The organism is Sphingopyxis sp. 10G20-10 (genome assembly GCF_057365075.1).
This window is the reverse complement of sequence record NZ_CP195117.1, coordinates 1,963,372-1,989,329: the sequence shown is the minus strand read 5'-3', so window position 1 is coordinate 1,989,329 and position 25,958 is coordinate 1,963,372. Positions and strand designations below refer to the sequence as shown.

Sequence of the window (25,958 nt, the reverse complement as noted above, 5' to 3'; positions counted from 1 at the left end):
CCGCACAGCGATTTTAGTTGGCGTTGAAACTATTTTGCAAAGCTTCTAACTGTTTCGCATCTTCCCTAGCAAAGAGAGTCGCAACGTTATGAAAACTCGCCTTCTTGCCATATTGCTTACCAGCGCTGCCGTCATGGTCGGTCCCGTCGCCTGCACAAGCAGCAACTCCACCGACGCCAGCTATGTCGTCGGCACTGACCTTGGTATCAGCAAAGCCGCGATGGACACCAGCGCCAAGCCCGGCGATGATTTTTACGCTTATGCCAATGGCAACTGGCAAAAGGTGACCGAAATTCCGGCGGACCGATCAAGCACTGGCGCTTTCCTAACCGCGTTTCAGACGACCGAACAGCACAACCGCGATCTGGTCGATGCCATTGTCAAAGCCGACAACAAAGCCGGTAGCAACGAAGCGCGCATCGCGTCCTTCTATAAGGCCTATACCGACACCGCGGCGATTGACGCTGCCGGAATGAAGCCATTGGCCGCCGATTTTGCGCGCTTCGATGCGATCAGCGACAAAGAACAATTGTCCAAAGTTCTGGGTGAACAGACCCGCGTCGATGTCGACCCGCTCAATGCCACCAACTTCTTCACCGAAAATCTGTTCGGCATCTTTGTAACGCAAGGATTGTCGACCCCTGGCGAAGTGCTCCCTTATGTCTTGCAAGGCGGGCTGGGATTGCCCGAGCGCGAATATTATCTGTCGTCTGACCCCAAAATGGCTGAGATTCGCACGGCCTATAAAGCCTATATCGCCAAACTGCTGACCACCGCCGGTATTACCGATGCCGACGCAAAGGCGGCGAAAATCTATGATCTAGAGGTCAAGATAGCCAAAGCCAGCGCGACACGCGAGGAGAGCGAGGATTTTGTCAAATCGGCTAATGTCTGGGCCAAGGATGATTTTTCCAAAAAGGCACCCGGCATAGATTGGACGGCTTATTTTGCAGCGGCGCATCTGGATGGATCCGCGAAATTTGCGGCTTATCATCCGGGGGCGATTACCGGTCTGTCGGCACTCGTCGCCTCGGAACCGCTTGATGCATGGAAAGACTGGCTGACTTTCCACCAAATCAATAGTCACGCCGACGTGCTACCAAGCGCCATCGATCAGGCGCATTTTGCCTTTTACGGTACCAAATTGTCGGGCACCCCCGAAATGCGCAGCCGCGACAAGCGAGCGCTGAGCGCGCTCAATGTCTATTTGGGGGACGCAGTCGGCAAAGCTTATGTCGACAAATATTTCCCGGCATCAGCCAAGGCCGAAGTTGGCGACATGGTCAGTAATATCAAGTCGGCCTTTGCGACGCGGGTGCAGACGATAGACTGGATGGCACCGGAAACCAAAAAGGAAGCGATTAAGAAGGTCGAAACGATTGTTGTTGGCGTCGGCTATCCGGATCAATGGCGCGACTATAGCAGCTTTACGGTCGGCGACAGCGCCTATGCCAACGAGATTGCGGGTCAGAAAGCCGAAACCGCGCATCAACTTGCCAAGATCGGTCAGCCGATGGACAAGGGCGAATGGTGGATGACGCCGCAGACGGTGAACGCGGTCAATTTGCCGGTGCAAAATGCGCTCAATTTCCCCGCTGCGATCCTCCAGCCGCCTTTCTTTAATGCCAAGGCGGATCCGGCCTATAATTATGGAGCCATCGGGGCAGTCATCGGTCACGAAATCAGCCACAGCTTTGACAATAATGGCGCGGCCTTTGATTCCACCGGCGCGCTGCGCAACTGGTGGACCAAAGAAGATTTGGCGAAGTTCGAGGCAGCAGGTGCGGCGCTCGCTGACCAGTTCGACACCTATAAGCCGTTCCCCGACTTGCACGTCAACGGCAAGTTGACGCTGGGTGAGAATATTGCCGATGTCGCCGGCCTACAGGCTGCTTATGATGCCTATCATGCGTCGCTGAAGGGCAAGGAAGCCCCTGTCATCGACGGCTTCACCGGCGATCAGCGTTTCTTCATCGCTTTTGCCCAGACCTGGGCGACCAAGATGCGCGATGAGGCGCTGCGTCAGCGTGTCGCCACCGATGGCCACGCGCCGGGCATGTATCGCGCGCTTACCGTTCGCAATCTCGATGCTTGGTACAAGGCGTTTGATGTCAAGGAAGGCGACAAGCTGTACCTCGCTCCCGACAAGCGCGTGCGCGTTTGGGGATAGGATGATTGGACGACGGGGCGGTCAGTCCACCCCGTCGTCGTTCGTCGGTGTGACCGGCTTTTCCTTTAGGATCAGATAACGATAAACGCCGATCGCGTTGATGATTAGCAGCGCGATATTCTGCCAGCCGATGCCTTCGCTATCCTGTTGCAGGAAGCCCCAGGCGATCAGAGCCATACTGCTCGTCACGAAAATGACGAAGGCCCAACCTGTCCATCGTCGGCCGAGGTTAAGCGAGACTATTAGCGCTGCGAGCGTCGCTGCGCCCGCACCATAATATTGGAAGACGGTGAGCAGGCTTTCGTTCAAGCCCCCGCGCCAATCAGTTCCCGCCCAATCAACATGCGTCGGATCTCATTGGTGCCGGCGCCAATGTCGAGCAGCTTGGCATCGCGCCAATAGCGTTCGACCGGCCAATCCTTGGTATAGCCCGCGCCGCCGAGCGCCTGAATCGCCTCGCCGGCAACCTTCACCGCATTTTCGGACGCGAGCAGGATGCAGCCCGCCGCATCAAAGCGCGTCGTTTGTCCAGCATCGCAGGCCTTGGCGACATTATAGACATAGGAGCGCGCTGACTGGAGCAGGACATACATGTCGGCCACCTTGGCCTGCATCAGCTGGAATGAGCCAATTGGCTTACCAAATTGTTTGCGGTCGCGAACATAGGGAATGACCGTATCGAGGCAGGCTTGCATAATACCCAGTTGCAGCCCCGCGAGCACGACACGCTCATAATCGAGGCCCGACATCAGCACGCCAACGCCGCCGTTTTCCGGTCCTATGACCTGTTCTTCGCTGATTTCGCAATCATTGAAAACCAGCTCAGCGGTCGGGCTGCCACGCATACCGACCTTGTCGATTTTTTGTCCGATGCTGAAACCCGGCATGTCCTTTTCGATCAGGAACGCCGTAATACCGCGCGACCCCGCTTCGGGACTCGTTTTTGCATAGACGACCAGCGTGTCGGCATGGGTCGCATTGGTGATCCAAAATTTGGTACCGTTGAGGACATAGCCGCCCTGCACCTTGTCGGCCTTCAGCTTCATCGACACGACATCGCTGCCCGCGCCAGCCTCTGACATGGCCAGACTGCCGACATGCTCGCCCGAAATCAGCTTGGGCAGATATTTCGCCTTTTGATCGCCATTGCCCCAGCGGCGGATCTGGTTGACGCACAAGTTCGAGTGCGCGCCATAGGACAGACCGATGGCGGCGCTGGCGCGGCTGACTTCCTCAACCGCGATAACATGTTCCAAATAGCCCAGACCAAGCCCGCCAAATTCCTCTTCGACGGTGATGCCGTGCAAGCCAAGCTCGCCCATTTGGGTCCATAGCTCGTCGCGCGGGAACCAATCCTCACGATCAGCCTTGGCGGCGAGCGGAACAATCTGCTCATCGGCAAAGCGCGCCGTGGTGTCGCGGATCATCTGGGCGGTTTCGCCCAAAGCAAAGTCGAATTCTGGGGTGGCGCGCATGGTGTTCCTCTGCATCTGAATTGGTCCGCGACTAGCAGGAAGCAATGGCAAGTTGAAGAGGCGGCGCAAGTCGGATTTTTGCTCCCGTCATTCCTTCTTGCTTGCCGATGTCGGCATGAACGGCCACATTGATCGTAATTCTGGCAGACGCGGGCTGTCTGATCAATCTGTGCATGATGGTCGGACGGTGTAGATGTTCAACATCTTTGGGGCGAAGATATGTTACTGTTCAGAGGGCGTGAAGCCCATAGTCGTTCCCTGTCCAAAGCAATCAGCTGGCGAATTTTGGGCAGTATTGACACCTTCATCCTCAGTTGGTTGTTTACGTCCGACGTCAAGGCGGCAGGGGCGATTGCGAGCACCGAAGTGCTGACCAAGATGCTTCTCTATTATTTTCACGAGCGCGCCTGGAGCCGGATTGGATGGGGTATGGGCAAGGGTGGAGTGTCCGGTGGCAGCGACAAGCCGACGCCGCATATTTGAAAGCCATGCCGTGGGACTGATGAGATTGCCAGCCCCGCCAATTGCGTCTAACCAGTTGCATAGCGAAACTGACATTCCCTGTTTTGGAGATACGCAATGACTGACTTGCCGGCAACCAACCTGACCATGCACACGCTCATCAAACCAGAAGGCGAGCTGGAGGTTTCGCTGGTACGTCTGCCGATGCCCGATCCCGCACCGCATGAAGTGTTGGTGAAGGTTCAGGCCACGCCAATCAATCCGTCCGATCTCGGGCTGCTATTTGGTGCTGCCGACATGTCGACCGCGCGGGCCAGCGAGCGTGATGGTTTGCCGGTCGTCACGGCTGATGTGCCGGCACCTGGGATGCGCGCGATGATGGGCCGCATCGGCGAGGCGCTCGCGATTGGCAACGAAGGCTGCGGCGTTGTTGTCAAAGCCGGGTCGTCGCCCGAAGCCCAAGCGCTGATGGGCAAGACGGTGGCACTGATTGGTGGCGAGATTTATGCCGAGTATCGCTGTTTGCCCGCGCAAATGTGCATGATTTTGCCCGACGGGACCACTCCCGAAGATGGCGCGTCCTGTTTCGTCAATCCGCTCACGTCACTGGCCTTTGCCGAAACGATGAAGATGGAAGGGCACAGCGCGCTGGTTCATGCCGCCGCCGCGTCCAATCTGGGCCAGATGCTGGTAAAGATTTGCGCAAAGGATGGCATCCCGCTGGTCAATATTGTGCGCAGCGATGCGCAGGTGGCGATTTTGAAATCGATCGGCGCGACTCATATCGTCAATAGCAGCGACGATGATTTTCTCGACAAGCTGACCGAAGCGCTCATCGAAACGGGTGCGACAATCGGTTTTGATCCGATTGGCGGCGGTAAACTGGCGGGCCAGATTTTGAGCTGCATGGAAGTGGCGGCGGTCAAGCGGATGAAGACGTACAGCCGCTATGGGTCGGACACGTTCAAGCAGGTCTATATCTATGGTGCGCTCGACCTAGGTCCGACGATCCTCAACCGCAGCTTTGGCCTGACCTGGGCGCTGTCGGGGTTCCTGCTCACGCCTTTCCTGCAAAAGGCCGGAATGGAAGTGAATATGCGCCTGCGCAAGCGCGTCGTTGATGAATTGACCACGACGTTCAAGAGCCATTACAGCCACACAATTTCGCTCACAGAGGCGCTCTCTCTCGACGTGATCGAATCCTATAATGCCAAGCGCACGGGTGAGAAATATCTGATCAAGCCAGCGGGCTGATGAACGGGCCGGCTCTGCAAAGCTGAGGGATCAGCGTTTCATGCACTGGCGTTTGTCGTCGCGCATATATTCGCTGCAATTCCACAAGGCCTTTTCAAAGCCTGCCTTTTCATCGCGCAAATAGGAAAAACTCATGGCGGCGCGTGCGGTGTCGCTCATAGCGTCGCCCTGTGGTTTCAGGACCGGATTGGTCCAGCCCATAAACTTGCAATAATCGCGCGCGCCGCACAGGCGGAGCGCAAGCGTGACAAAGGATTCCGCCGGTGCGCGGCGGTCGAGCAATATATAGATGGTGTCACGGCCGACCATGTCGCCCTTACCGGGAATGAGGCGAGCAGCTCCAGCGGTGGCGTTTGTGTCCGTGGCAGGCTCTGCAGGGGCGTGGGCAGATGAAATCGCGGCAAGTTTGGCAACCGGCGCATCGCTGCCTTGAACTGCGCCACGAAACGCACCCGGCGTTCCCCAATATCCGGGCCAGCGAAAAAAGAGGTGGGTGTCAACGACAGCAATTTTCTCGAGGCTATCGCTCCAATAGGGCAGGACCCAATCGGTGTGGTAATGGGTCGCGAGCCCGACTTGCTTGTCGACGCCGCCCGACAACATGGTGTCTGCCGTCGCCTGCGCCCGCTTCCAGGCCGCGTCCGAATAGCGCCGGTTCAATGCGCCATCGCAGGTAAAGGTGAACTGGCATCCGGTGCGGCGCTCTGATCCCTGAAAGACGACGGCGCAGATCGATTTGGGAAAGGCGGGGTGGCGAACGCGGTTGATGATGACCTGACCGACCGCACGCTGGTCCTTGCTATCGTCGCCCGCTTCATAAATCATCGCCGCTGCCAGGCAATCGCGGGCGCGGGTGCGGTTTTCGGCATCCCCGGGGTAGGTAAACGGTCGCGCGGCGACAAAGCCCGATGTGACGAGCGGAACCAGGTCATTTAACGCCTTGGCGTCCTCGCTGGCAATGGGTGCCAATTCCATCGGCAACACGTCTGGAACAACCTCGGCGGGCGGTGCTTGCGGCGCAGGCGGTCGATGGCCAGTCAATGTTGCGGGGCCAGTGCTGCTAAGGTGCAGCACCGCGCCAATCGCCACGACCGCCAGCAACAGGAACAGCCACGCCGACCAGTCGCGCCGCAAAGGCAACGTGGGCTGATCCTGATCGGTCGTCATGGCTAGTGTCAGATCTCCGGCAAGAAATCGGACACCGACAAATAGCGCTCGCCGGTATCATAGTTGAAACCGAGGATACGACTACCTGCGGGCAGGTCGGGGAGCTTTTTGGCAATCGCCGCTAATGTCGCACCCGACGAGATTCCAACCAGCATTCCTTCGTCGGTTGCGGCACGCAGCGCCATGGCTTTGGATTCTTCAGGCTCGACTATGATCACGCCGTCGAGCAAATCGGTGTGCAAGTTGCGCGGAATGAAACCGGCCCCCAATCCCTGAATGGGGTGAGGCCCGGGTTTGCCACCCGAAATCACCGGCGACGCACTAGGCTCGACAGCATAGACTTTAAGGTTCGGCCAATGCGGTTTCAGAAATTCCGCGCAACCGGTGATATGCCCGCCAGTGCCAACTCCGGTAATCAGGACGTCAATCGGACTATCCTTGAAATCCTCCAGGATTTCAGGGCCGGTCGTATTGGCGTGAATCGTGACATTGGCTTCATTTTCGAACTGCTGCGGCATCCAGGCACCATCGGTGGTTTCGACCAGCTCGATGGCACGCTCGATGGCGCCCTTCATGCCTTTTTCGCGCGGGGTCAAATCAAAGGTCGCGCCATAGGCGAGCATCAATCGGCGGCGTTCGATCGACATGCTGTCGGGCATGACCAGAACAAGCTTATAGCCTTTGACCGCAGCCGCCATGGCCAAACCGATACCGGTGTTGCCCGATGTTGGTTCAACAATCGTGCCGCCTGCTTTCAGGCTGCCATCGGCTTCTGCTGCTTCTATCATTGCAAGGCCGATACGGTCCTTGATAGATCCACCGGGATTGCTGCGCTCTGATTTGATCCACACTTCCGCATCCGGGAACATTCGTCCCATCCGGATGTGCGGGGTGTTGCCTATGGTGTCGAGAATGGAGCGAGCTTTCATGACGGTCCTACCTTAAATTGAGGTTCAAATGTGCGCGCGCGGCGCAGTTCTGGAAACAGCCTCGACCATAGCGCGGTGATGGCTATCGCGCCAGCGCCGCCAAATATAACCGCGCCGACCGGTCCCAAAAGCGCGGCGGCGACGCCTGATTGCATTTCACCCAATTCATTCGAGGCAGAAATGGCGAGTCCCGAAACCGCGCTGACCCGTCCGCGCATATTATCGGGCGTGTTGAGCTGGATTAATGTGCTTCGGACAAAGACCGAGAACATGTCCGCCGCACCCAAAATGCTGAGCAAGCCAAGCGACAGGAGGAAGTTTTTGGATATGCCGAACAAGATCGTCGCAAGCCCGAAGACGACAACAGCCCACAGCATCTTCACCCCGACATTGCGCTCGATCGGTTTGAAAGCGAGCGCCAGGGCCACGGCAGCGGCTCCAAGCGCAGGTGCTGCGCGCAGTTGACCCAAACCTTCAGGGCCGACATGCAATATGTCACGCGCATAAACCGGCAGCAGCGCGGTTGCCCCGGCGAGCAGGACCGCAAACAGATCGAGGGTGATGGTGCCGAGCAAGAAACGCTCGTTCCAGGTGAATTTCAAACCGTCGGCCATTTCTCGCAACGGATGGCGCCGGACCGCTTCGGGTGGCGGGTAAACCGGTCGCACCATGCTGATGGACAAAATCGACAGCGCCAGCATGGAGACAGCAAAGATATAAGGTGCTGTGGGGTTGGCACCATAGAGTAGTCCGCCAACCGCTGGCCCGACAACCGATGCCGACTGCCACGCAATCGAACTCATGGCGATGGCCCGCGGCAAAACAGCGGGCGGGACGATATTGGGGGCAATGGCACTCATCGACGGACCGATGAAAACGCGTCCGACGCCATGCATGGCTGCAAGGGAAAACAATAGGGGCAGGGTCAGGCTGTCATTCCAGGTGAACCACCCCAATGCCAACGCCACGCACATGTCGACTGTGTTGGAAAAGCGCGCCACCAGTCGTCGTTCAACGAGATCAGCAATCCATCCAGCCAAGGGTGTGAGCAAGGCGAGCGGAATGAATTGGAACAGTCCGACCAGTCCCAGCTGGAAAGCGGCATCGCGCGGCGACATGCCATAATCGGACCGCGCCACATCATAAACTTGCCAGCCAATGACGACAGCCATCGCCAAGGTCGCCATGACAGCAGTAAAGCGTGCAAACCAGAAATAGCGAAAATCGACAATGGAGAGCGGGGAGGGCGGTTTACCGACAGGGTCGGGCTGCGCTGGCGATGTGGTCGTGGCCATGACAGGCGCTCTAATCTTGAACCCGACAATGCGCTAGATAGCTAATCTATGTTATTCGTCGATTTTTTGATGCGACCTTCCTAAAGGAGTGCCAGAGAGCGCCATGTGGAAGCTCAGGGAGATAGTTTAGTGTTTAAAGGCAAGAATCGGATAGGTAGCGCAGTTCTGGCTGCATTGATGGTAACGACAGCGGGCTGCAACACCTCATCCGACAGTGGTGCGTCGACCAGCGCAGAGGCCGTATCGGCTTCGGGCTGGAGCCAGTTTCGCGATGATTTTCTCGCCGGCTATTTCCCGCTCAATCCGACCTTCGCCGTCTATCAAGGCAAGCATGACTTTGATGGCAAGCTGCCCGACTGGTCGCCTGAGGGCCTGGAGGCCCAAGCCGCATTTCTGGAAAAGACCATCACTGATGCCAAGGCGATGGACGGAGACATGACGGACGCGGAAAAGTTTGAGCGCGACTATCTAATCCATGTCGCCCAGGGGCAGCTATTCTTTTTGCGCGATGCCGATTTCCCGCACAAAAACCCGGCCTTCTATGTCGGTGCGCTGGATCCCAATGTGTATATCTCACGCCCCTATGCCGATGCGACGACTCGGATGAAGGCGTTTATCGCCTATGCCGAGAATGTCCCGACCGCTGCCGCCCAGATCAAAGCGAATCTAAAGCTGCCTATGCCAGCGACCTTTGTGAAATATGGCGCGGCGGGCTTTGGCGGTTTTGCCGATTATTACACCGGCGACGCCAAAGTAGCCTTTGCCGATGTGAAGGACCAAGCGCTGCAAAAGCAGTTTGACGATGCGACCGCCAAGGCGTCGGCGGCAATGAAGGATCTGGCCGCTTATGTCAGTTCCAAGCCGGGAACCGCCGATGGCTATGCGCTGGGCGCGGACAATTTCTCAAAGATGATTCTGACCAGCGAGGCCGTCGACACACCGCTCGACGAACTGGAAAAAATTGGCGAAGCGGATCTCAAGCGCAATCAGGACGCGCTTAAAGCCGCGTGCGACAGCTTTGCACCCGGCGTTTCGATCGCCGCTTGCATGGCCAAGATGGGGGCGGACAAGCCCGCTGACGGACCCGTGGCAGAGGCGCGGCGGCAATTGCCCGAACTGCGCGCTTTCCTCGTGAAAAAGGATCTTGTGTCGATCCCGGGGGCCGAACAGGCCAAGGTCGAAGAATCGCCTCCCTATAACCGTCAGAACAGCGCCTATATCGATATCCCCGGACCTTATGAGACCGGATTGCCGTCGGTTTATTATATCTCGCCGCCGGACCCGAGCTGGGATGCCAAAACGCAGGCCGATTTCGTGCCGGGCAAGAAGGATCTGTTGTTCACATCGGTCCATGAAGTCTGGCCGGGGCATTTCCTGAACTTCCTCCATTCGAACCGGTCCGACAGCATCTTTGGCAAATTGTTCGTCGGCTATGCGTTCGCAGAGGGTTGGGCGCATTATACCGAGGAAATGATGTGGGATGCCGGTCTGAATGACGGCGACCCCGAAACGCACATCGGTCAGCTATCGAATGCGCTACTGCGTGATTGCCGTTATTTGTCGGCGATCCGCCTGCACACCAAGGGTATGACCGTTGCGCAGAGCGAAAAGCTGTTCAAGGATCAGTGCTATCAGGACGCAGGCAATGCCAAGCAACAGGCGGCGCGCGGAACCTATGACCCGCAGTATCTGAACTACACCATGGGTAAGCTGATGATTCGCAAGCTGCGCGAAGATTGGACCAAGGGCGATCACACCAAGTGGAAGGCGTTCCATGACCAGTTCCTGTCCTATGGTGGCCCGCCGATTCCGATGGTGCGCGCCGCAATGATGAAGGAAGCGACGCCCAAGGCTGCCTTTTAATTGTGAGACAAGGGGAGGGTTTCAAAAAAAGACTGGAAATCTTCCCCCGTTTCATGCCAGCTTCATCCGGTCTTGGGAGGGATTGGATGATGAAGAATTTGGGACCACGCACTGGCGTAGCGACTGTCATGGCATTGGCGGTGATGACGCTTGGCGGGTGCAGCGATCCGGCAAGTGAGGCCGGGGCGTCGCGTAAGGCCGACGCCACAGTCGCGCAGGCCAAATTTCCCGATCGCGTTTATTGGGGCGATACCCATCTTCATACCAGCAATTCGGTCGATGCGTTCGGCTTTGGCGTCCGGTTAGGGCCTGAAGATGCGCTGCGTTTCGCAAGCGGCGAAGAAGTGACAGCCTCACATGGACTGAAAGCCAAATTGGCGCGTCCGCTCGATTTCTTGGTCGTTGCTGACCATGCCGAAGGTTTGGGCGCGACGCGGCGACTCTATGAAGCGCCGCGCGCGTTGATCCGCGACCCTGACCTGCGGCGCTGGTACGACATGATGCATGAAAGCGATGCCGGTGCGTTGAAGGTGACGGCTGAGCTGATCACACGCGCCGCCAATGGCACCTTGCCCAAAGCGTTGAGCGATCCGGTCGCGAATGAAAAAAACACGCGGACGATCTGGACCAACAATAATGATATTGTCGAACGCTATAACAAGCCCGGCAAGTTCACGGCCTTTATCGGATTTGAATATTCGCTGATGCCCGACGGCAATAATCTGCATCGCGTTGTCATGTTCCGCGATGGCAAGGCCGAGGCGGATCAGGTGCTGCCCTTCTCGTCGCTCCTGCCTGGCGCCAGCCCCAGCAAGCTGTGGGACTATATGGACGCCTATCAGAAAAAGACCGGTGGACGTGTGCTGGCGATTCCGCACAACCCCAACTTGTCAAACGGACTGATGTTCGAGACAGAGGGGCCTGATGGCAAGCCCATGACCGCGGAATATGCGCGGCGTCGTGCGGCCCATGAGCCCGTCGTTGAAATCACTCAGATCAAGGGCGACAGCGAAACCCATCCGTTTCTTTCTCCCAATGATGAGTTCGCGAGTTTTGGCGATGCGGGTTGGGAATTGGGCAATCTGCCGCTGACGCATGATGCAACGCCCGACATGTATGGCGGCAACTATGTGCGCGAGGCTTTGAAGCGCGGGCTGGCCATCGAGGCCCGAACCGGCGTTAATCCCTATCAATTGGGCTTCATCGGGTCGACCGACAGCCACACAGCGCTCTCGACCGCCGACGAGAATAATTTCTTTGGCAAACATAGCGGCAACGAACCGAACAAAGACCGAGCATCTGAAGGCCAGAATCTGGGCACTCGTGCTGGCCGCTTTGGTTGGCAATATCTGGCGGGGGGCTATGCCGGAGTTTGGGCAACGTCCAACACCCGCGCGGCCATTTTTGACGCGCTGGCGCGGCGCGAAGTTTATGCGACCACCGGACCGCGCATGACAGTGCGCTTTTTTGGCGGATGGGATTTTGCTGATGCCGACCTGAAGGGCGACTTTGTCAAGGCAGGCTATGCCCGCGGCGTCCCGATGGGCGCGGTACTGTCATCTGGTAAAGGTGCGCCGCGATTCATGGTTTCGGCGCTGAAAGACCCTGATGGCGGCAATCTGGATCGTGTTCAGATCGTCAAGGGCTGGGTCGACCGCAGCGGCGTGTCGCAGGAAAAGGTCTATGACGTGGCTTGGAGCGATCCCGCCAAGCGGCCGAGGGGCGCGAACGGGAAGGTTCCGGCGGTCGGCAATACGGTCGATATCGCCAAAGCGACCTATGAAAACAGCATCGGCGCGCCCGAGCTGGCGACGGTTTGGGTGGACCCCGATTTTGACGCCAAGGAACGCGCCTTTTATTATGTGCGCGTGCTGGAGATTCCGACACCGCGATGGGTGTTGTTCGATGTGTTACGATATGGCGCGAAATTGCTGCCTGGAACAGAATTGACGTCACAAGAGCGCGCGTATACGTCGCCCATCTGGTACAGTCCCGCCAGTTGATATTGCGGCGGCCAATTCCGGCCAGAAAGTCTGGTCCCTAATGCGCGATTTGCGGCTCAGCGTTGTCATGCCGATGTATAATGCTGCCCGTTATGTCGAGGATGCGATTGATAGCGTTCTGACGCAGACCATGCCCGATTTCGTCTTTTACATCGTCGACGATGGATCGACCGATGGTTCGGGTGAGATTGCGGCGCGAAAGGCCGCCGAAGATTCGCGCATTCACCTGATTCATCAGGATAATCAGGGTATTGTGGCTAGCCTGAACCGCATGTTGGAATTGGTCGATACGCCCTTTGTGGCACGTATGGACGCCGACGATATTTCCCTGACGGATCGCTTTGCGCGGCAGTTGGAACGTATCGAGATGGATCCGGACCTGGGCGCACTCGGCACGCAATTTGTGGAGATCGACAATGGCGGGCGCGCCCGTAATCTGCAATTTCAACAGCCCGTTGGTCGCGCAGAGGTCCGTGCACAGCTCGAAATCCGCCAACCCGTCGCCAACCCGACCGTGATGTTCCGGACCCAGATATTGCGAGATGTCGGACTCTATCGACAGGCGTTTCGCTACTGCGAAGACTATGATTTGTTCCTGCGATTATCTGAAATCGCAGATATCGACAATTTGTCCGACATTTTGCTCCACTACCGTCGCTCACCGGGCCAGATGAGTGTGCTCAACAACGGCCATCAGACCCGCCAAGCGGCTTATGCCCGCCTTGCTCACACAGAACGGGGGCAGGGCCGACGCGACCCATTCGACGGTATGGATGACTTGCCGGCTTTGGACGAACTCGACCATATCCTTGGCCGACAAGGCGTTGCAAGGGCAGTGCAGACCGATGTGCTCGCAGATTTGCGCTATGCCGTCGCCAGTATGAACGATGTGGAGTTTGCCGATTTTCTTCGTACTGTTCGACGCGGTGTGCCGTTGACGGAAGGGTGGCGGACTGTCGTGCGCTGCCTGATCAACCGGCGCATCAAACGCGCCGCACAACTGGCCCTCGCCCTTGTTCAGGGGAACGCACAAAACAACTAGGTTGAAGACCTCTGGCGTCGCTGGCTAAGCTGATGGTGCCTTCAATCGTGCGATGAAAAATCCGTCGAGACCGCCGGAATCAGCAAGCATCCCAGGCAATATCCGAACCTGCCCCTTTGCATCAGGTACAACGCCTGCTGGCACTTCCTCTTGCGCCACCGGATCAATGGACCAGCCGGGGTGATCGTCAAGGAAGCGTTCGATTTGCGCTTCGCCCTCGGCTTGTTCGAGCGAGCAGGTGGCATAGACCAGAGTTCCCGACGCTTTGACCCACGCGGCGGCGCGGCCCAGCAACTGATGTTGCAGGTCGGAGAGCTGCCAGATGTCGGTGGGTTCGATGCGATGAAGGACGTCGGGGTGGCGCCGAAAAATGCCGGTCGCAGTGCATGGGGCATCGAGGAGAACCGCGTCGGCGGGGGCTTCAGGCTCCCACTGCCGCAAATCACCCTGCGCGATTTCAACGTGCAAGCCTGTGCGCTTGAGATTGCGTTCGAGCCGTTGCAATCGCTTGGCGCTGCTATCGACTGCAGTTGTGGCCCATCCCGCTGCCGCCAACTGCATCGTCTTGCCACCCGGAGCCGCGCAAAGGTCGAGCACGGTTTTTCCGTTGCCATCGCCCAACAAGTGCGCCGCGATACTGGCGGCGAGATCCTGAACCCACCAATTACCGCCAGCATAACCCGCGACATCCTCTATCCGGTCGCCGCGCGGTAGGCGGCGGTGTGCGGCATAAAGCGCCGTTCCGTCATCGAAGCTGTCGGCGGCGGCCTGACTGGCGAAACTCAGGTCGACGGGCGGCGGCTGGCTCCATGCCGCCTCGGCGTCCGCAACCATCGCATCTCCCCATTGCCCCTGCCAACGCTCGGCAACGTGGCTCGGCAGGCTGGCACGGGCGGGCAATTTCCATTGCTCTTTCTGGGCGCGAGACAGGATGGCATGGACCAGCCGACGCGGGCCTCCGGCAACAAGCGGTAGCGCCGTCGCAACAACAGCATGCGGCGGTGTTTTGAGGATGAGCACTTGCGCGAGGCTGAGGCGCAGGACAGTGCGCGCTTTGACATCATCGGCGAGTGGTTGCGGCGTTGCCTGATCGATCAGGCGGTCGATATCGACCATCCAGCGCAGCGTATCGGATGCTATGGCGACCGCAAAGGCGCGGTCTGGCGGCGGCAATCCCTGAGCGGCGGCATGTGAAGCGAGGTCGAGCGGTTCACCCCGTCGCAAAACCGCGTCGAGCATCCGCAAGGCCGAGCGTCTGGCGGCGGTCCCGGCGGGGTCATCCTGATTCCGGTATGGGCGGCGGCGCCCCGGATTCGGTTCATTCATAAGGCTTGATATCCAAGAAAAACGGGTTCGGAGTGTTGGCGCAACAGATACTGTCTCCTATAGTAGAAGGAGCAGAGCGACCCTTCGTATCACTGCGGGAAAGAGACGACCATGCTCAGCGCATCAGAACCGAAAATGATCGGCGGAACTCCTCGCGCCCAACTGCGTCCACCGCATGCCAAACCACCTGCGAACTGGACGATGGAACCACTGCCTGAGCCGCAACCAATTGCGAAGGTTGAGGCCAAGGACCAGCCCGGCGGGCGCGATCCTGTCCGCTATGGTGACTGGGAAAACAAGGGGCTCGCGATTGATTTTTGACAGGCCCGTCAAGCGCAGGCGTTCGCCGTCATCCGAAAGGATTCATGCGGGCGACCAGGCGGGTGCGGTCGATATATTGATGCTTAAGCGCCGCGAGAAAATGGATGATAACCAACACTAGCATGGCGATGCCCATCACTTCATGCCCTTCGTGCATGGTACCCGCGAGCGCTTTGCTGGGGCCAGCGATCAACGGAAGGTCGAACAGGCCGAAATAATTGATCGGGGCCTTTGCTGCCGACATCCAGATCCAGCCGGAAAGAGGCAGGAGGAGGAGCAGCGCGTAAAAGACGAAGTGGACAAGCTTGCTAAGCGGGCGTTGCCAAGAGGGCGTTGCGGCGGGCAGGGGCGGCGGTGTGTGCGTCAACCGCCACGCAATGCGCGCCAGCGTCAGCACCAAAATCGTGATGCCGAGCGGCTTATGCACCGCCATTGCCGCCATATGGGTCGCTTTGGACATGTCCTCGGTCAGCATTGCCAAACCGATATTGGTAACGACCGCTGCGCCAATCAGTAGATGAAGCCAAATCGCTACTCTTGTGTAGCGCTCGCTCTGGGTGCTGGCGTCGGCGGTCGTTGCCATGTTCTTGCGTCCTTATGTCGTTGGGGCTTCAGTGACTAAAGGCATCTTGCCCAGTTTCACCTGTTCGGCAAAAATTTCGCGCATCAACTGTAATGAAAAAAGATGTGCAAAAATGAGGCCGAGCATACCGTTCTGCATCATCTTGCGCAGCACATCGCCGCGCAGTTCGCGCAGCTTGGCTTCGTCAACCATCTTGAATCCGCGATAGACAAAGGGCTTGTCGCTACCTTCGGGCTGAATACTGACTTCGCCGTCCATCAGCAGGTCCGCTTTCTTCAACTCTTCCATAAATTGGCCGGTGCGCTGCCCTGCTTCTTCAAATTGTTTGCAGAAATCCAATACGGCGTTGGTGGCGTCGGTCGGTTGTCCATCCTTGAACAGCGCATCGCCTTCGTCAAACTTGCCGATGGCCTTGCTGGTCGGGTCAAAACAGAGCGACAGTTCGTCGCTGTCGGGCCGCAAACGGGCGAGAAGAAAAGGGTAGCGACGGACATAAGCGGGCACATAGACCGGATTGATCAACTTACCTTCGGCATCGACGAAGGTGTTTACCCCTTCGTTCATACCCATCAGAGCCAGTGGAACGGGGACTTCGCTTGCTGAAAAGACAATGGGATAATAACGCGAGGCCGAGACAAACTCGTCGGAGGTCAAAGGAACCGCGTGCTGGTCGATCAGAAATTCGGCATTATCAAGAGCACGAGCATGGAAATCCGCATGATCGACGCTCGAAAGCGGCTGCAGGTCCTTATAGAAAATGGGCAGGTTGGCAGCATCGGTCACAGAGGCCATGAAATTACTCCGAAAATAAAAGCCCCGCCAAGCGGAGCAAAAAAGCTAATGGCGCGCCTTATTGAGCCGCGCGCCGCGACGCAAGAGGCGGATGCGATGATTCCGACCGGTTGTTCAGGGAACCAGCTTGCCAGGATTAAAGATACCGGCAGGATCCAACCCTGCTTTGACCCCGCGCAGCGCCGCAATCCGGGCCGGACTCGCCATTTCCGCGAGCATGGCGCGCTTCATTTGTCCGATACCATGCTCGGCAGAAATTGATCCGCCCAATTCAATGACATGGCGATAGACGCAGCGGCTAACATTCTCGCCATTCTCTGTGAGCCATAGCGCGCCATCGGCATCAACAGGCGGCTGGATATGGTGATGAATATTGCCATCACCCAGATGCCCAAAGGACAGGATGCGCGCACCCGGGAACTTCTGCGTGACCCGCGCGGGATTGTCGGCAATAAATTGCGGCATCCGGTCGACTGGCACACTGACATCATGTTGCAGGGCAGGGCCATCGGCGCGCTCGGCCTCTGATATCGAATCGCGCAGGCGCCAGAAGTCATCGGCCTCACGTTCGTTTTTAGAGAGCACGACATCGCGGAGCAGCCCGCGATTCAAAGCTTCACCCAACGCCGCCTGCGCATCATCATCGATTGCCATCGCCTCCTCAGCGGCAAACTCGATCAAGGCATACCAGGGGTGGTTGCCCGCAAGCGGGTGCCGAGTCTGCGGAATATGGCGAAGCACAGCATCGAGGCAGCTGTGCGGGACTAACTCAAAGCCTTCGAGCTGCGCGCCCATAAACTCGTCAAGACAACGCAAGAGCGAAAGAGCATTCTCGGGGCTGCCCAGTCCAGCCCATGCGGTGCTGCGCGCCACAATGGCTGTGCTCAGGCTCAATGTTGCTGCCGTCACAATGCCCAATGTCCCTTCGGCGCCGCAAAACATGTGGCGGAGATCATAGCCGCGATTGTCTTTTTTGAGCGGTGCCAATCCCTCAAGAATATTTCCGTCAGGCAGCACTGCTTCGATGCCGCTGACCAGATTGCGCATGGTTCCGTGGCGGAGAACCTGGGTGCCGCCGGCATTTGTCGACACCAGTCCACCGATGGTTGCAGACCCTTTTCCTCCCAGCGTTAAAGGGAAACGCAGGCCCTGCTTCTGCACCGCATCGTGCAAATCCGACAATATGACGCCAGCCTCTACTACGGCCAGCTTTGCATCGCGATCGATAGAGCGAATGCGGTTCATCCGTCGCGTGGACAATAAAAGTTGGTGCCCGGATTCATCCGGCGTAGCCCCGCCTACCATCCCGCTGTTGCCGCCCTGGGGCACCAGAGCGACGTCTGCGGCGCTGCAGAGCGCTACGATTTTAGCCGTTTCCTCGGTGCTCGCTGGGGAGAGCATAGCTGCTGCTGCGCCATGAAATTTTCCGCGCCAGTCGGTTAGCCAGGGCGATAGGGCGTCAGCATCCTGAGTGTAGCCTTTTGGACCCAGCAGGGTTTGCAAATCAGCGAGCAACTGAGTTGTAGGCGCGCGCGTCACACCGGACACTCCTTGATACCCAGAATGGCGGCGATGGCCATATTCGATAAAAAACAGTTCATTTGATATTCAATCATAGGGCTCTAAAACATATTTTCGAACCGGTAGCATGACTTTTTCGCGCTATCATCATTCGCGGGAGCGGTCGGGTGCCTTTCAAATTTCGTTGTCATATCGGCCTTTGCGGTGAGAGGGCATGAATCCTGCCTTGCTCTTGCTTATGGCTGCGGCACCAGCCCCTGACGCATTGCCGATGGCAGGAACAGCGGAGCCGCTGCCTACACTGGAAATGCCCCAGATCGGTCCAGTTCCTGCTCCCTATCTCCAGGTGATTATCGAACGGCGAATCATTATTCGCGTTCCCGCACAGCGTTCGCCCCTGACCAATTTTTCTGCGAGCCGGAGCGAGCAATCTGCCGCGCCCGAAATGCCTATCGTCTGGAAAGAAACCAAAGCTCCCAAATGCGTGGCAATGCAAAATATCATGGGAATGCGGGCGGTGCAGCGCGATAGCATCGACCTTATGACGCGTCAAAATCAGCGGCTTCGGGCGCAACTCAATCGCGGCTGCCGCGCGCTCGATTTCTATTCGGGTTTTTATATGCAGAAGAATAAGGACGGGCGGCTCTGCGAGGATCGCGATTCCATCCACGCTCGCTCCGGTGCCAAGTGTGAAATCGACAAATTTCGGATATTGGTGCCCGTGCGCGAGAAAAAATGATTGGCGGCGGAACGTCGCAATTCCTTGACTTTTCCAAAGTAGTTCCGCAAGGGCGGCGTCAGCGTCAGGCCATGTGTTGCCATACGCTTTTTCAGACTCCGGACATATTGAAACTATGAAATTTGCCGACCTCGGCCTTTCCGACGAACTTTTGCGCGCTGTTGAAGAGTCGGGCTATGACACTCCGACGCCGATTCAGGCGGGTGCCATTCCTTCGGTATTGATGATGCGTGACATGATCGGTATCGCCCAGACGGGGACAGGCAAGACCGCGTCCTTTGTTCTGCCGATGATCGATATTTTGGCGCATGGTCGGACGCGTGCGCTGATGCCGCGGTCCCTTATTTTAGAGCCGACCCGCGAATTAGCCGCCCAGGTTGCTGAAAATTTTGAAAAATATGGGAAATATCACAAGCTGTCGATGGCACTTTTGATCGGCGGGGTCCAGATGGGCGATCAGGTTAAGGCGCTTGCCAAAGGCGTTGATGTGCTCATCGCCACGCCAGGCCGCCTGATGGATCTGTTCGAACGCGGCAAGATATTGCTCAACGGGTGCGATTTGCTCGTCATCGACGAAGCCGACCGGATGCTCGACATGGGGTTTATCCCTGATATCGAAAGCATCTGCTCCAAACTGCCGACCAACCGCCAAACCTTGTTGTTTTCTGCGACCATGCCGCCGCCGATTAAAAAATTGTCGGACAAGTTCCTATCCAATCCAAAGATGATTGAAGTTGCTCGTCCAGCCAGCACCAATGCCAATATCGCGGAATTTCTGGTCAAAACTGCCGAACGCGGGAAAAAGACTGCGCTGCGGCGATTGATAGACAGCGAGGATTTGTCGACCGCGATCGTGTTCTGCAATCGCAAAACCACGGTCCGCGACCTTGCCAAATCTTTGCAGCGTGATGGCTATAAAGCGGGTGAAATTCATGGTGATATGGATCAAAGCTCACGCATCGCAGAGCTTGATCGGTTTAAGGCCGGGACGATCAACATCTTGGTCGCTTCGGACGTTGCTGCGCGCGGTTTGGATGTCAAAGGCGTCAGCCATATTTTCAATTATGACGCCCCCTGGCATCCCGATGATTATGTCCACCGTATCGGCCGCACTGGCCGTGCCGGTGCCAAAGGACGCGCGTTTACACTGATTACCCCTTCGGATGACGAAGCCATCGAGAATATTCAAAAACTTACGGGTAAAAAAATTGACCTGTTCGGCGACGGTGGTGCGGATGCGACCGCGAGCGAAACGCCAGCGGTTGATCGCGAGCCATCCGGACGCGGCCCCCGCAAGCGGCGTGGCGCTTCGAAACCCGAACGCAGCGCCAAGCGCGAAGACTCAGCACCGACGCGCGACGACATATCGCCAGTCGAAACCAAGCCAGCAAAACATGCCGCCGAACCCAAAAAGGCAAAACCCGCGCCTGCAGCTTCGCAAGATGATGATGGCCCGGACGATGGCTGGAATGGCCCACTGCCGGGCTTTCTATCGGTAGGGTTTGGCGAATAGATCTAACCGACCAAGGCTAGTCTAGCAGTGCTGTGGGTTCGCACGGTCTCGTCCACATCAGCATCGCGCGTGACGCGATCACAATTTGACGAGCATCTTGCCCGTATTGGCACCGGAAAACAGGCCTAGAAACGCCTCCGGTGCTGCTTCGATCCCTTGGTAGATAGTTTCGTGTATCGTGACGGCTCCGCTGGCGATTAATCCACCCATGTCGCTGTAAAATTCTTCCATACATTCGAAAAATTGGTCGGTGTAGATAAAGCCTTCCATCCGGATGCGCGCCGAGATGGTGCGGATGATATATTTCATTTCCTGCGCTTTGCCGTCGTTATACACGTCGATCATGCCGCAAATTGCAAAACGGGCGAAGTCATTTGCGGTCGCAAAGGCTGCATCCAGATGATCGCCACCGACATTGTCAAAATAAACATCAATGCCCGGCTTGCCCAGTGTTTTGAGCGCCTCGGCCAGCTGTGGAAGGACTGCTCTGGCCTTGTAGTCGATCACAGCATCGGCACCCAATTCGCTGACCCATTGGCATTTATCGGCACCCCCGGCGGAGCCGATGACGGTCATCTCCCGCGCTTTTGCAATCTGGACCACAGCGGACCCAACCGCACCGGCGGCGGCCGAAACAAATATTGTGTCGCCGGGCTTCGCTGCGGCGACACGCAGCAAACCGATCCACGCGGTTCCACCAGTCAATCCCATATTGTGAAGAAAGGTCTGCGGTGTCATTCCAGCGGCCAAAGCCTCAGGCGGCAATTTGTTGGGGGACATATCCAGCCCGATCACACCGCCATCGCGCCAGCCGCCCATGTGGAGGATCACGTCACCCGGTGAAAAACCATCCATGCGGCTTTCGATCACTTCACCAATCGCACCACCGGTCATCGGTTCGTCAAGTTGGAAGCTTGCTGAATAGCTTTTGGCGTCATTCATGCGACCGCGCATATAGGGGTCAACCGACAGCCAGAGGTTTTTGACGCGGAGCTGATCCACTTCCAACGGACCGTCAGGAATCTCGCGCAAGGCGAAATCTGCCATGGTCGGGAGGGCGGCAGGACGATTGGTCAGGTGCCAAGCTTTGCTCATTTGCTGTTCCTTGTCTCTGTTACACAGAACTGTAACGGCTTTTGCGACAAAAGCCATTGCCGCTATCCGACAGGCTCGTTAATACGCCGCCCGTCCCGGGGCCGTAGCTCAGATGGGAGAGCGCTGCAATCGCACTGCAGAGGTCAGGGGTTCGATTCCCCTCGGCTCCACCATATTTTGCGATTATTGCGTTGAAATTCCTAAAATAGTTCAACTTATCAGACCTCCCATCACTTGCGCCCCAGTCAAACAGCAAAAGATGCGGCGAGACAGGCGCGCGAGACATAGGATGCTCTTGCTTACCATGCTCTAATTGCGGGTCCCACTGACCGCATAATTTGCATTTTGATGATGAATCGGTCAGTCCTCAGCTATGCGATTACGCCAGATCGAAATTTTCTATCACGTCTATCGGAGCAAATCGATCAGCGGAGCCGCGCGCGATCTGTTCGTTTCGCAACCATCGGTCAGCACTGTTTTGCGACATCTGGAGGATCATCTTGGCTTCCTGTTGTTCCGTCGCGAAAAGGGGCGGCTGGTTCCGACCGATGCGGCGCACGAATTATTCACCGACATTCAGGCCATCTATGCCCAGATTGCGATGCTGCGCCGGTCCACCGAAAATATCCGCAATCGCAAGGGCGGGCACCTCCACATCGGAGCACTGCCATCGCTCAGCCTGAACCTGATTCCTCAAGCGATTGCCAGAGTACGCGCTAATGATGCCGATATGACCTTTGAGGTTACGACAATGCACAGTCGCGAACTCCAGACGGCGTTGATCGAAAAGCGCTGCGACCTGTGTCTGGGGTTTGAGGCACCCTTGCACCAACGCCTAGCCTATGAATTGCTGACCGATGCCGAATTGTTGCTCGTTTCGAAGCCGGGGGCTTTTGATGACAGCGTCGATACTGTCCAACTGGAGGCGCTGAACGGTATGCCCTTTATCGGCATGAAAGATTCGGGGCCAGCCGGCGCACTGCTTGCCGAAACGCTTGAAAAAAATGATGTGTATCCCAAGGAGATCATCACCGCCCATTCCTATCATGTTGCAATTTCGCTGGTCGCGCTGGGTCAGGGGCTGGCGGTTGTCGATGAATTTACCGCCGCGTCGGAATTGGCGGATGGCTTGGCGCGCTTCAGCTTTGCAGAGCCTCTGCGATTGCCGGTAATCGGCATGTATCATGCCGATATACGTAAGGATCAGCTGATCAAGGATTGCCTTGCCACCATTATCAAGACCGCAACCGAAATCAGGCGTGTCGTCAAGCCGTCATAGCCCAAGGCTATAGTGCAGGAAAATCTCTATACTTAGACCCTGAAATTCCCCTGCTATTGTCGGTTCAAATAAGATCTTCAAGGGGGAGTACCATGGGTATTGCACGATCAACTTTCCGGCTGTTGCTGGGATCCACCATTTTATTCGGCAGCGCGGGTACGGCCTATGCACAACAGGCGGACGACACCAACAGCGACGGTGAGCCGATCATCATTGTCACTGGCTCGCAGATCCAGGGCGCAAAGATCAATGATGTTCTGCCTGTCACGGTACTGAACGAAACGGATATCGAAGCGACCGGCGCCGCATCGGGCGAAGAGTTGTTCAGCTCCATACCGCAAATCGGCACCGTCTCCTTTAACGAGCAGAGCACGACTGGCGGCATCAACGGCGCGCGCGGCGACATTGCATCGATAAATCTGCGTGACCTTGGTACCGGCAATACACTGACGCTGATTAACGGCCGCCGCATGGTGCTCCATCCCGGCTTCCAGACCGAACTGCTTGTGCCTGTCGTCTCCTCTGATGCGAACGAAATCGCACCGGGCAGCGTCAAGCGATTGGAAATCCTGCGCGACGGTGCATCAGCTGTTTACGGGGCCGATGCGGTCGCCGGCGTGATCAACACCGTGCTGAAGGGCGGTATGAACGGCGGCTTTATAGATGCCGATTGGCGCGCGTCGGACGGGACCAGCCTGTACAGCACCAGCATCAGCGGCGGCTTTGGCTTTGATATCGCGGGCGGACGCGGCAACATCACCTTCTATGGCGGCTATTTCCACGAAAATGGCGCTCCGGTCACGATCCGTGAATATGCGCGCTATGATGACCGACGCCCGCTTGTCGTCGGCACACTGTTCGAAGGCGACGCATCGTTTAACAACCGGTCGACGAGCAGCCCCTATGGTCAGTTTGATATTCAGGCACCTAGCAACCGGACGCCGATCGGCGACGATGACTTTTACCTTCAGCCGTCGACATTCCCCAGCTGTCGTCTCGATTTTGGTGGCGGTATCTGTGCCCGCGCGGGCACCACGCCAACCACTGACGTTCGCTATAACACCAATTTTGGCGTTGATCTCTTCTCGCGCAAGAACCGCTATAATGCAGCGCTGCTGTTCGACTATGATCTCAGCGATGCCGTCAAATTCTATTTTGAAGGCAGTTTTTATCGATCGGAAAGCCGCCGCGCCAATGAAGCGACTGCTTTACTTTCCGCTGTACCTGTTGGCATATCGCGCGACGCCTATTGGAACCCGTTCGGCCCGACGACAGTTAATGGTCAGCCCAATCCAAACCGGCTTCCCGGCACGACAATTTCGGCGACGGGTGCCGATATCATCATGGAACGCTATCGCTTCATCGATGTCGGCAATCGCGACGTGTCGTTCAACAAAAATACCTATCGTCTGGTCGCCGGGCTCAAGGGTGAGATTGGCAATTGGGATTTCGACACCGGTCTGGTCTATTCGCAGGCCAACAGCAACGACTTTACCCGTGGTCGTATTTCACTGACTCTGCTGCAAGAGGCCCTCAATCGCACCACGCCCGATGCCTATAATCCGTTTAACGGCGGCTGTCTCGATGACCCCAACAATGGCGATTGCACACCCAATCCACAGTCGGTGATCGACGGAATTACCGTCGATGTCTTCCGCAAGGGCGAAACATCGCTGGCGCTCGCCGATTTCAAATTGTCGCGGCCTGACTTTTTTACCCTACCGGGCGGCGATGTGGGTGTTGCGGCGGGCGTCGAGTTCCGACGTGAAACGTTCCGCGACGATCGCGATCCGCGGCTAGATGGGACCATCACCTTTACCGACACAGTAACCGGTGATTTCAACGGCAGCGACGTCGTCGGGTCAAGCCCCTCGCCGGACACCAGCGGCAGGCGCGATGTCTTTTCAGCCTTTACCGAAGTGTTCATTCCGTTGGTTTCGCGCGACATGAACATTCCATTGATTCAGGACTTCAGCGTCCAGGTCGCGGGCCGTATGGAACATTTCAACGACATCAAGGAAACCACCATTGTTCCGCGTATTGCGGCATCGTGGCGGCCATTCACTGGTATCATGCTTCGCGGCGCCTGGTCAAAGGGCTTCCGCGCACCGAATTTGGTACAGGTGAATGACGCTGGCACCACGCGGTCGAATACACGCGATGACTTCGTCGTGTGTCAGGCGCGCGTTGAAAAGGGGCTGGACGCCAATCTAGGCGTCTGCAGCGGTACCGGCACAGTCAGCTTTCGCTCAGGCGGCCCGAACCTAAAGCCCGAAAAAACGCAGAGCATCAACCTGGGTGTCGTGGTGGAACCACCCTTCATTCCCGGCCTGACGCTCACTGCCGATTATTGGCGGGTAAAGCAAAAGGGCCTTGTCGGCGTATTTGGTGACGATAACGCCATCGCGCTCGACCTGTTGCGTCGGTTGAATGGGTCGACCAATCCTAATGTCGTCCGCGAAGCGCCAGATGCCGATGATATCGCGCTGTTTACGGGCACCAGTCTGGCGGGCAATCCGGCGGGCAAGATCATTCAGGTTCTCGATCCCTATCTGAACCTCGACAGCCGCACTTCGCGCGGCTGGGACTTTGGCTTCTTGTATAATGTTCCCGATTTCGGGATGGGCGATTTCCGTTTGCGTGTGAATGCGGCGCGCCTGTCGTCCTTTGTTCAATCGGCTGGCCCGGATGGACAGGAACTGCTCGGCGCAATTGACGCTGGTATCTTGCCGGCCGACGTTACAGTGGGTGGACTTGGCCAGTTGCTAGAGATCGAAGGTCGTCCGAAATGGCGGCTGAGCGGTTCGGTCGGCTGGGGCAGCGGCCCCGTCGATGTCAGCCTGTTCGGGCGCTATGTCGGCAAAGTATTTGATACCAGCGTGACACAGGATCAGACCGGAGATTTCTATGAAGTCGATGACTGGTTCGTCATGAATGCGTCTATTGCCTATACGATCAAGAACAACACCGCATTGGATGGCACGCGCCTGAAATTCGGGATCAACAATCTGTTTGACAAAGACCCGCCGCTGGCAGACGAATCCTATGGATTTTTCAGCGAGTTGCACAGCGCACGCGGACGCCAGTTCATTGTCGAACTGCGCAAGAAGTTCTAATTAAACGGGGAAG

At 57.2% G+C, this 25,958-nt stretch carries 21 protein-coding genes and 1 tRNA gene; 12 read left to right on the top strand and 10 right to left on the bottom strand.

Annotated elements, in window-relative coordinates; translation table 11 throughout:
* Positions 1-88: 88 nt before the first annotated feature.
* Positions 89-2,170 carry a M13 family metallopeptidase gene (locus ACR3XE_RS09745; RefSeq protein WP_473697839.1) on the top strand — a complete coding sequence of 694 codons (2,082 nt, stop codon included), beginning with the start codon at positions 89-91 and terminating at the stop codon, positions 2,168-2,170.
* A gap of 21 nt (positions 2,171-2,191) precedes the next feature.
* On the opposite strand, the gene ACR3XE_RS09740 is transcribed toward ACR3XE_RS09745, so the two are convergent.
* Positions 2,192-2,479: a hypothetical protein gene (locus tag ACR3XE_RS09740; protein WP_473697840.1), complete on the bottom strand. Its 288-nt coding sequence runs from the start codon at positions 2,477-2,479 to the stop codon at positions 2,192-2,194.
* Positions 2,476-3,645 carry an isovaleryl-CoA dehydrogenase gene (locus ACR3XE_RS09735; protein ID WP_473697841.1) on the bottom strand — a complete coding sequence of 390 codons (1,170 nt, stop codon included), beginning with the start codon at positions 3,643-3,645 and terminating at the stop codon, positions 2,476-2,478. The genes ACR3XE_RS09740 and ACR3XE_RS09735 overlap by 4 nt, the downstream gene beginning before the upstream one ends.
* A 219-nt stretch (positions 3,646-3,864) precedes the next feature.
* Between ACR3XE_RS09735 and ACR3XE_RS09730 the strand changes: the two genes are divergently transcribed.
* Together ACR3XE_RS09730 and ACR3XE_RS09725 are read left to right on the top strand one after the other, a co-directional pair.
* On the top strand, positions 3,865-4,128 hold the full coding sequence (locus ACR3XE_RS09730; RefSeq protein ID WP_473697842.1) for a DUF2061 domain-containing protein: 264 nt from the start codon (positions 3,865-3,867) through the stop codon (positions 4,126-4,128).
* Between the two features lie 96 nt (positions 4,129-4,224).
* The gene (locus ACR3XE_RS09725) at positions 4,225-5,361 is read left to right on the top strand and encodes a zinc-binding dehydrogenase (RefSeq protein ID WP_473697843.1); all 1,137 of its coding nucleotides are present in this window, start codon (positions 4,225-4,227) and stop codon (positions 5,359-5,361) included.
* Positions 5,362-5,391: 30 nt separating this feature from the next.
* Here the strand turns inward: ACR3XE_RS09725 and ACR3XE_RS09720 are convergent, their stop codons facing one another.
* The 3 genes from ACR3XE_RS09720 to ACR3XE_RS09710 are packed head-to-tail and all read right to left on the bottom strand — an operon-like array spanning position 5,392 to position 8,752.
* Positions 5,392-6,528 (bottom strand): cell wall hydrolase, encoded by a 1,137-nt coding sequence (locus tag ACR3XE_RS09720; protein ID WP_473697844.1) that lies wholly within the window; start codon positions 6,526-6,528, stop codon positions 5,392-5,394.
* 8 nt (positions 6,529-6,536) lie between these two features.
* Entirely contained in the window at positions 6,537-7,457 is a 921-nt protein-coding gene (gene cysK / locus ACR3XE_RS09715) for a cysteine synthase A (protein ID WP_473697845.1), read from the bottom strand.
* Complete coding sequence (locus tag ACR3XE_RS09710; protein ID WP_473697846.1) at positions 7,454-8,752, bottom strand: MFS transporter; 1,299 nt, start codon at positions 8,750-8,752, stop codon at positions 7,454-7,456. The genes cysK and ACR3XE_RS09710 overlap by 4 nt, the downstream gene beginning before the upstream one ends.
* A gap of 177 nt (positions 8,753-8,929) precedes the next feature.
* Here ACR3XE_RS09710 and ACR3XE_RS09705 point away from each other — a divergent pair, with 177 nt between their 5' ends.
* The 3 genes from ACR3XE_RS09705 (at position 8,930) to ACR3XE_RS09695 (ending at position 13,660) form a co-directional block, all read left to right on the top strand.
* Positions 8,930-10,615: a DUF885 domain-containing protein gene (locus ACR3XE_RS09705; RefSeq protein ID WP_473697847.1), complete on the top strand. Its 1,686-nt coding sequence runs from the start codon at positions 8,930-8,932 to the stop codon at positions 10,613-10,615.
* Between the two features lie 86 nt (positions 10,616-10,701).
* Positions 10,702-12,618 carry a DUF3604 domain-containing protein gene (locus tag ACR3XE_RS09700; protein ID WP_473697848.1) on the top strand — a complete coding sequence of 639 codons (1,917 nt, stop codon included), beginning with the start codon at positions 10,702-10,704 and terminating at the stop codon, positions 12,616-12,618.
* Positions 12,619-12,658: 40 nt separating this feature from the next.
* Positions 12,659-13,660 carry a glycosyltransferase gene (locus ACR3XE_RS09695; RefSeq protein ID WP_473697849.1) on the top strand — a complete coding sequence of 334 codons (1,002 nt, stop codon included), beginning with the start codon at positions 12,659-12,661 and terminating at the stop codon, positions 13,658-13,660.
* 24 nt (positions 13,661-13,684) lie between these two features.
* On the opposite strand, the gene ACR3XE_RS09690 is transcribed toward ACR3XE_RS09695, so the two are convergent.
* Positions 13,685-14,986, bottom strand: coding sequence for an RsmB/NOP family class I SAM-dependent RNA methyltransferase (locus ACR3XE_RS09690; RefSeq protein WP_473697850.1), 1,302 nt, complete (start codon positions 14,984-14,986; stop codon positions 13,685-13,687).
* A gap of 111 nt (positions 14,987-15,097) precedes the next feature.
* Between ACR3XE_RS09690 and ACR3XE_RS09685 the strand changes: the two genes are divergently transcribed.
* Positions 15,098-15,307, top strand: a complete 210-nt coding sequence (locus tag ACR3XE_RS09685) for a DUF1674 domain-containing protein (protein WP_473697851.1) — start codon at positions 15,098-15,100, stop codon at positions 15,305-15,307.
* A 28-nt stretch (positions 15,308-15,335) separates the two neighbouring features.
* Here the strand turns inward: ACR3XE_RS09685 and ACR3XE_RS09680 are convergent, their stop codons facing one another.
* From ACR3XE_RS09680 to ACR3XE_RS09670, 3 genes are all read right to left on the bottom strand, one after another.
* On the bottom strand, positions 15,336-15,890 hold the full coding sequence (locus ACR3XE_RS09680) for a cytochrome b (protein WP_473697852.1): 555 nt from the start codon (positions 15,888-15,890) through the stop codon (positions 15,336-15,338).
* A gap of 12 nt (positions 15,891-15,902) precedes the next feature.
* Positions 15,903-16,682: a SapC family protein gene (locus ACR3XE_RS09675; protein ID WP_473697853.1), complete on the bottom strand. Its 780-nt coding sequence runs from the start codon at positions 16,680-16,682 to the stop codon at positions 15,903-15,905.
* 114 nt (positions 16,683-16,796) lie between these two features.
* Entirely contained in the window at positions 16,797-18,221 is a 1,425-nt protein-coding gene (locus tag ACR3XE_RS09670) for an FAD-binding oxidoreductase (protein ID WP_486185689.1), read from the bottom strand.
* Between the two features lie 196 nt (positions 18,222-18,417).
* Here ACR3XE_RS09670 and ACR3XE_RS09665 point away from each other — a divergent pair, with 196 nt between their 5' ends.
* Both ACR3XE_RS09665 and ACR3XE_RS09660 read left to right on the top strand, forming a co-directional pair.
* A complete protein-coding gene (locus ACR3XE_RS09665) occupies positions 18,418-18,942 on the top strand; it encodes a hypothetical protein (protein WP_486185688.1) in 525 nt (174 codons plus the stop codon).
* Positions 18,943-19,057: 115 nt separating this feature from the next.
* A complete protein-coding gene (locus tag ACR3XE_RS09660; RefSeq protein ID WP_473697855.1) occupies positions 19,058-20,455 on the top strand; it encodes a DEAD/DEAH box helicase in 1,398 nt (465 codons plus the stop codon).
* A gap of 78 nt (positions 20,456-20,533) precedes the next feature.
* On the opposite strand, the gene ACR3XE_RS09655 is transcribed toward ACR3XE_RS09660, so the two are convergent.
* On the bottom strand, positions 20,534-21,550 hold the full coding sequence (locus ACR3XE_RS09655; protein WP_473697856.1) for an NADP-dependent oxidoreductase: 1,017 nt from the start codon (positions 21,548-21,550) through the stop codon (positions 20,534-20,536).
* A gap of 97 nt (positions 21,551-21,647) precedes the next feature.
* On the opposite strand from ACR3XE_RS09655, the gene ACR3XE_RS09650 reads away from it, so the two are divergent.
* The 3 genes from ACR3XE_RS09650 to ACR3XE_RS09640 all read left to right on the top strand — a co-directional run bounded on the left by ACR3XE_RS09650 (position 21,648) and on the right by ACR3XE_RS09640 (position 25,945).
* Positions 21,648-21,723: transfer RNA gene (locus ACR3XE_RS09650), tRNA-Ala, on the top strand.
* 200 nt (positions 21,724-21,923) lie between these two features.
* Complete coding sequence (locus ACR3XE_RS09645) at positions 21,924-22,829, top strand: LysR family transcriptional regulator (protein ID WP_473697857.1); 906 nt, start codon at positions 21,924-21,926, stop codon at positions 22,827-22,829.
* Positions 22,830-22,921: 92 nt separating this feature from the next.
* Positions 22,922-25,945, top strand: a complete 3,024-nt coding sequence (locus ACR3XE_RS09640; RefSeq protein ID WP_486185687.1) for a TonB-dependent receptor domain-containing protein — start codon at positions 22,922-22,924, stop codon at positions 25,943-25,945.
* Positions 25,946-25,958 lie beyond the last annotated feature (13 nt).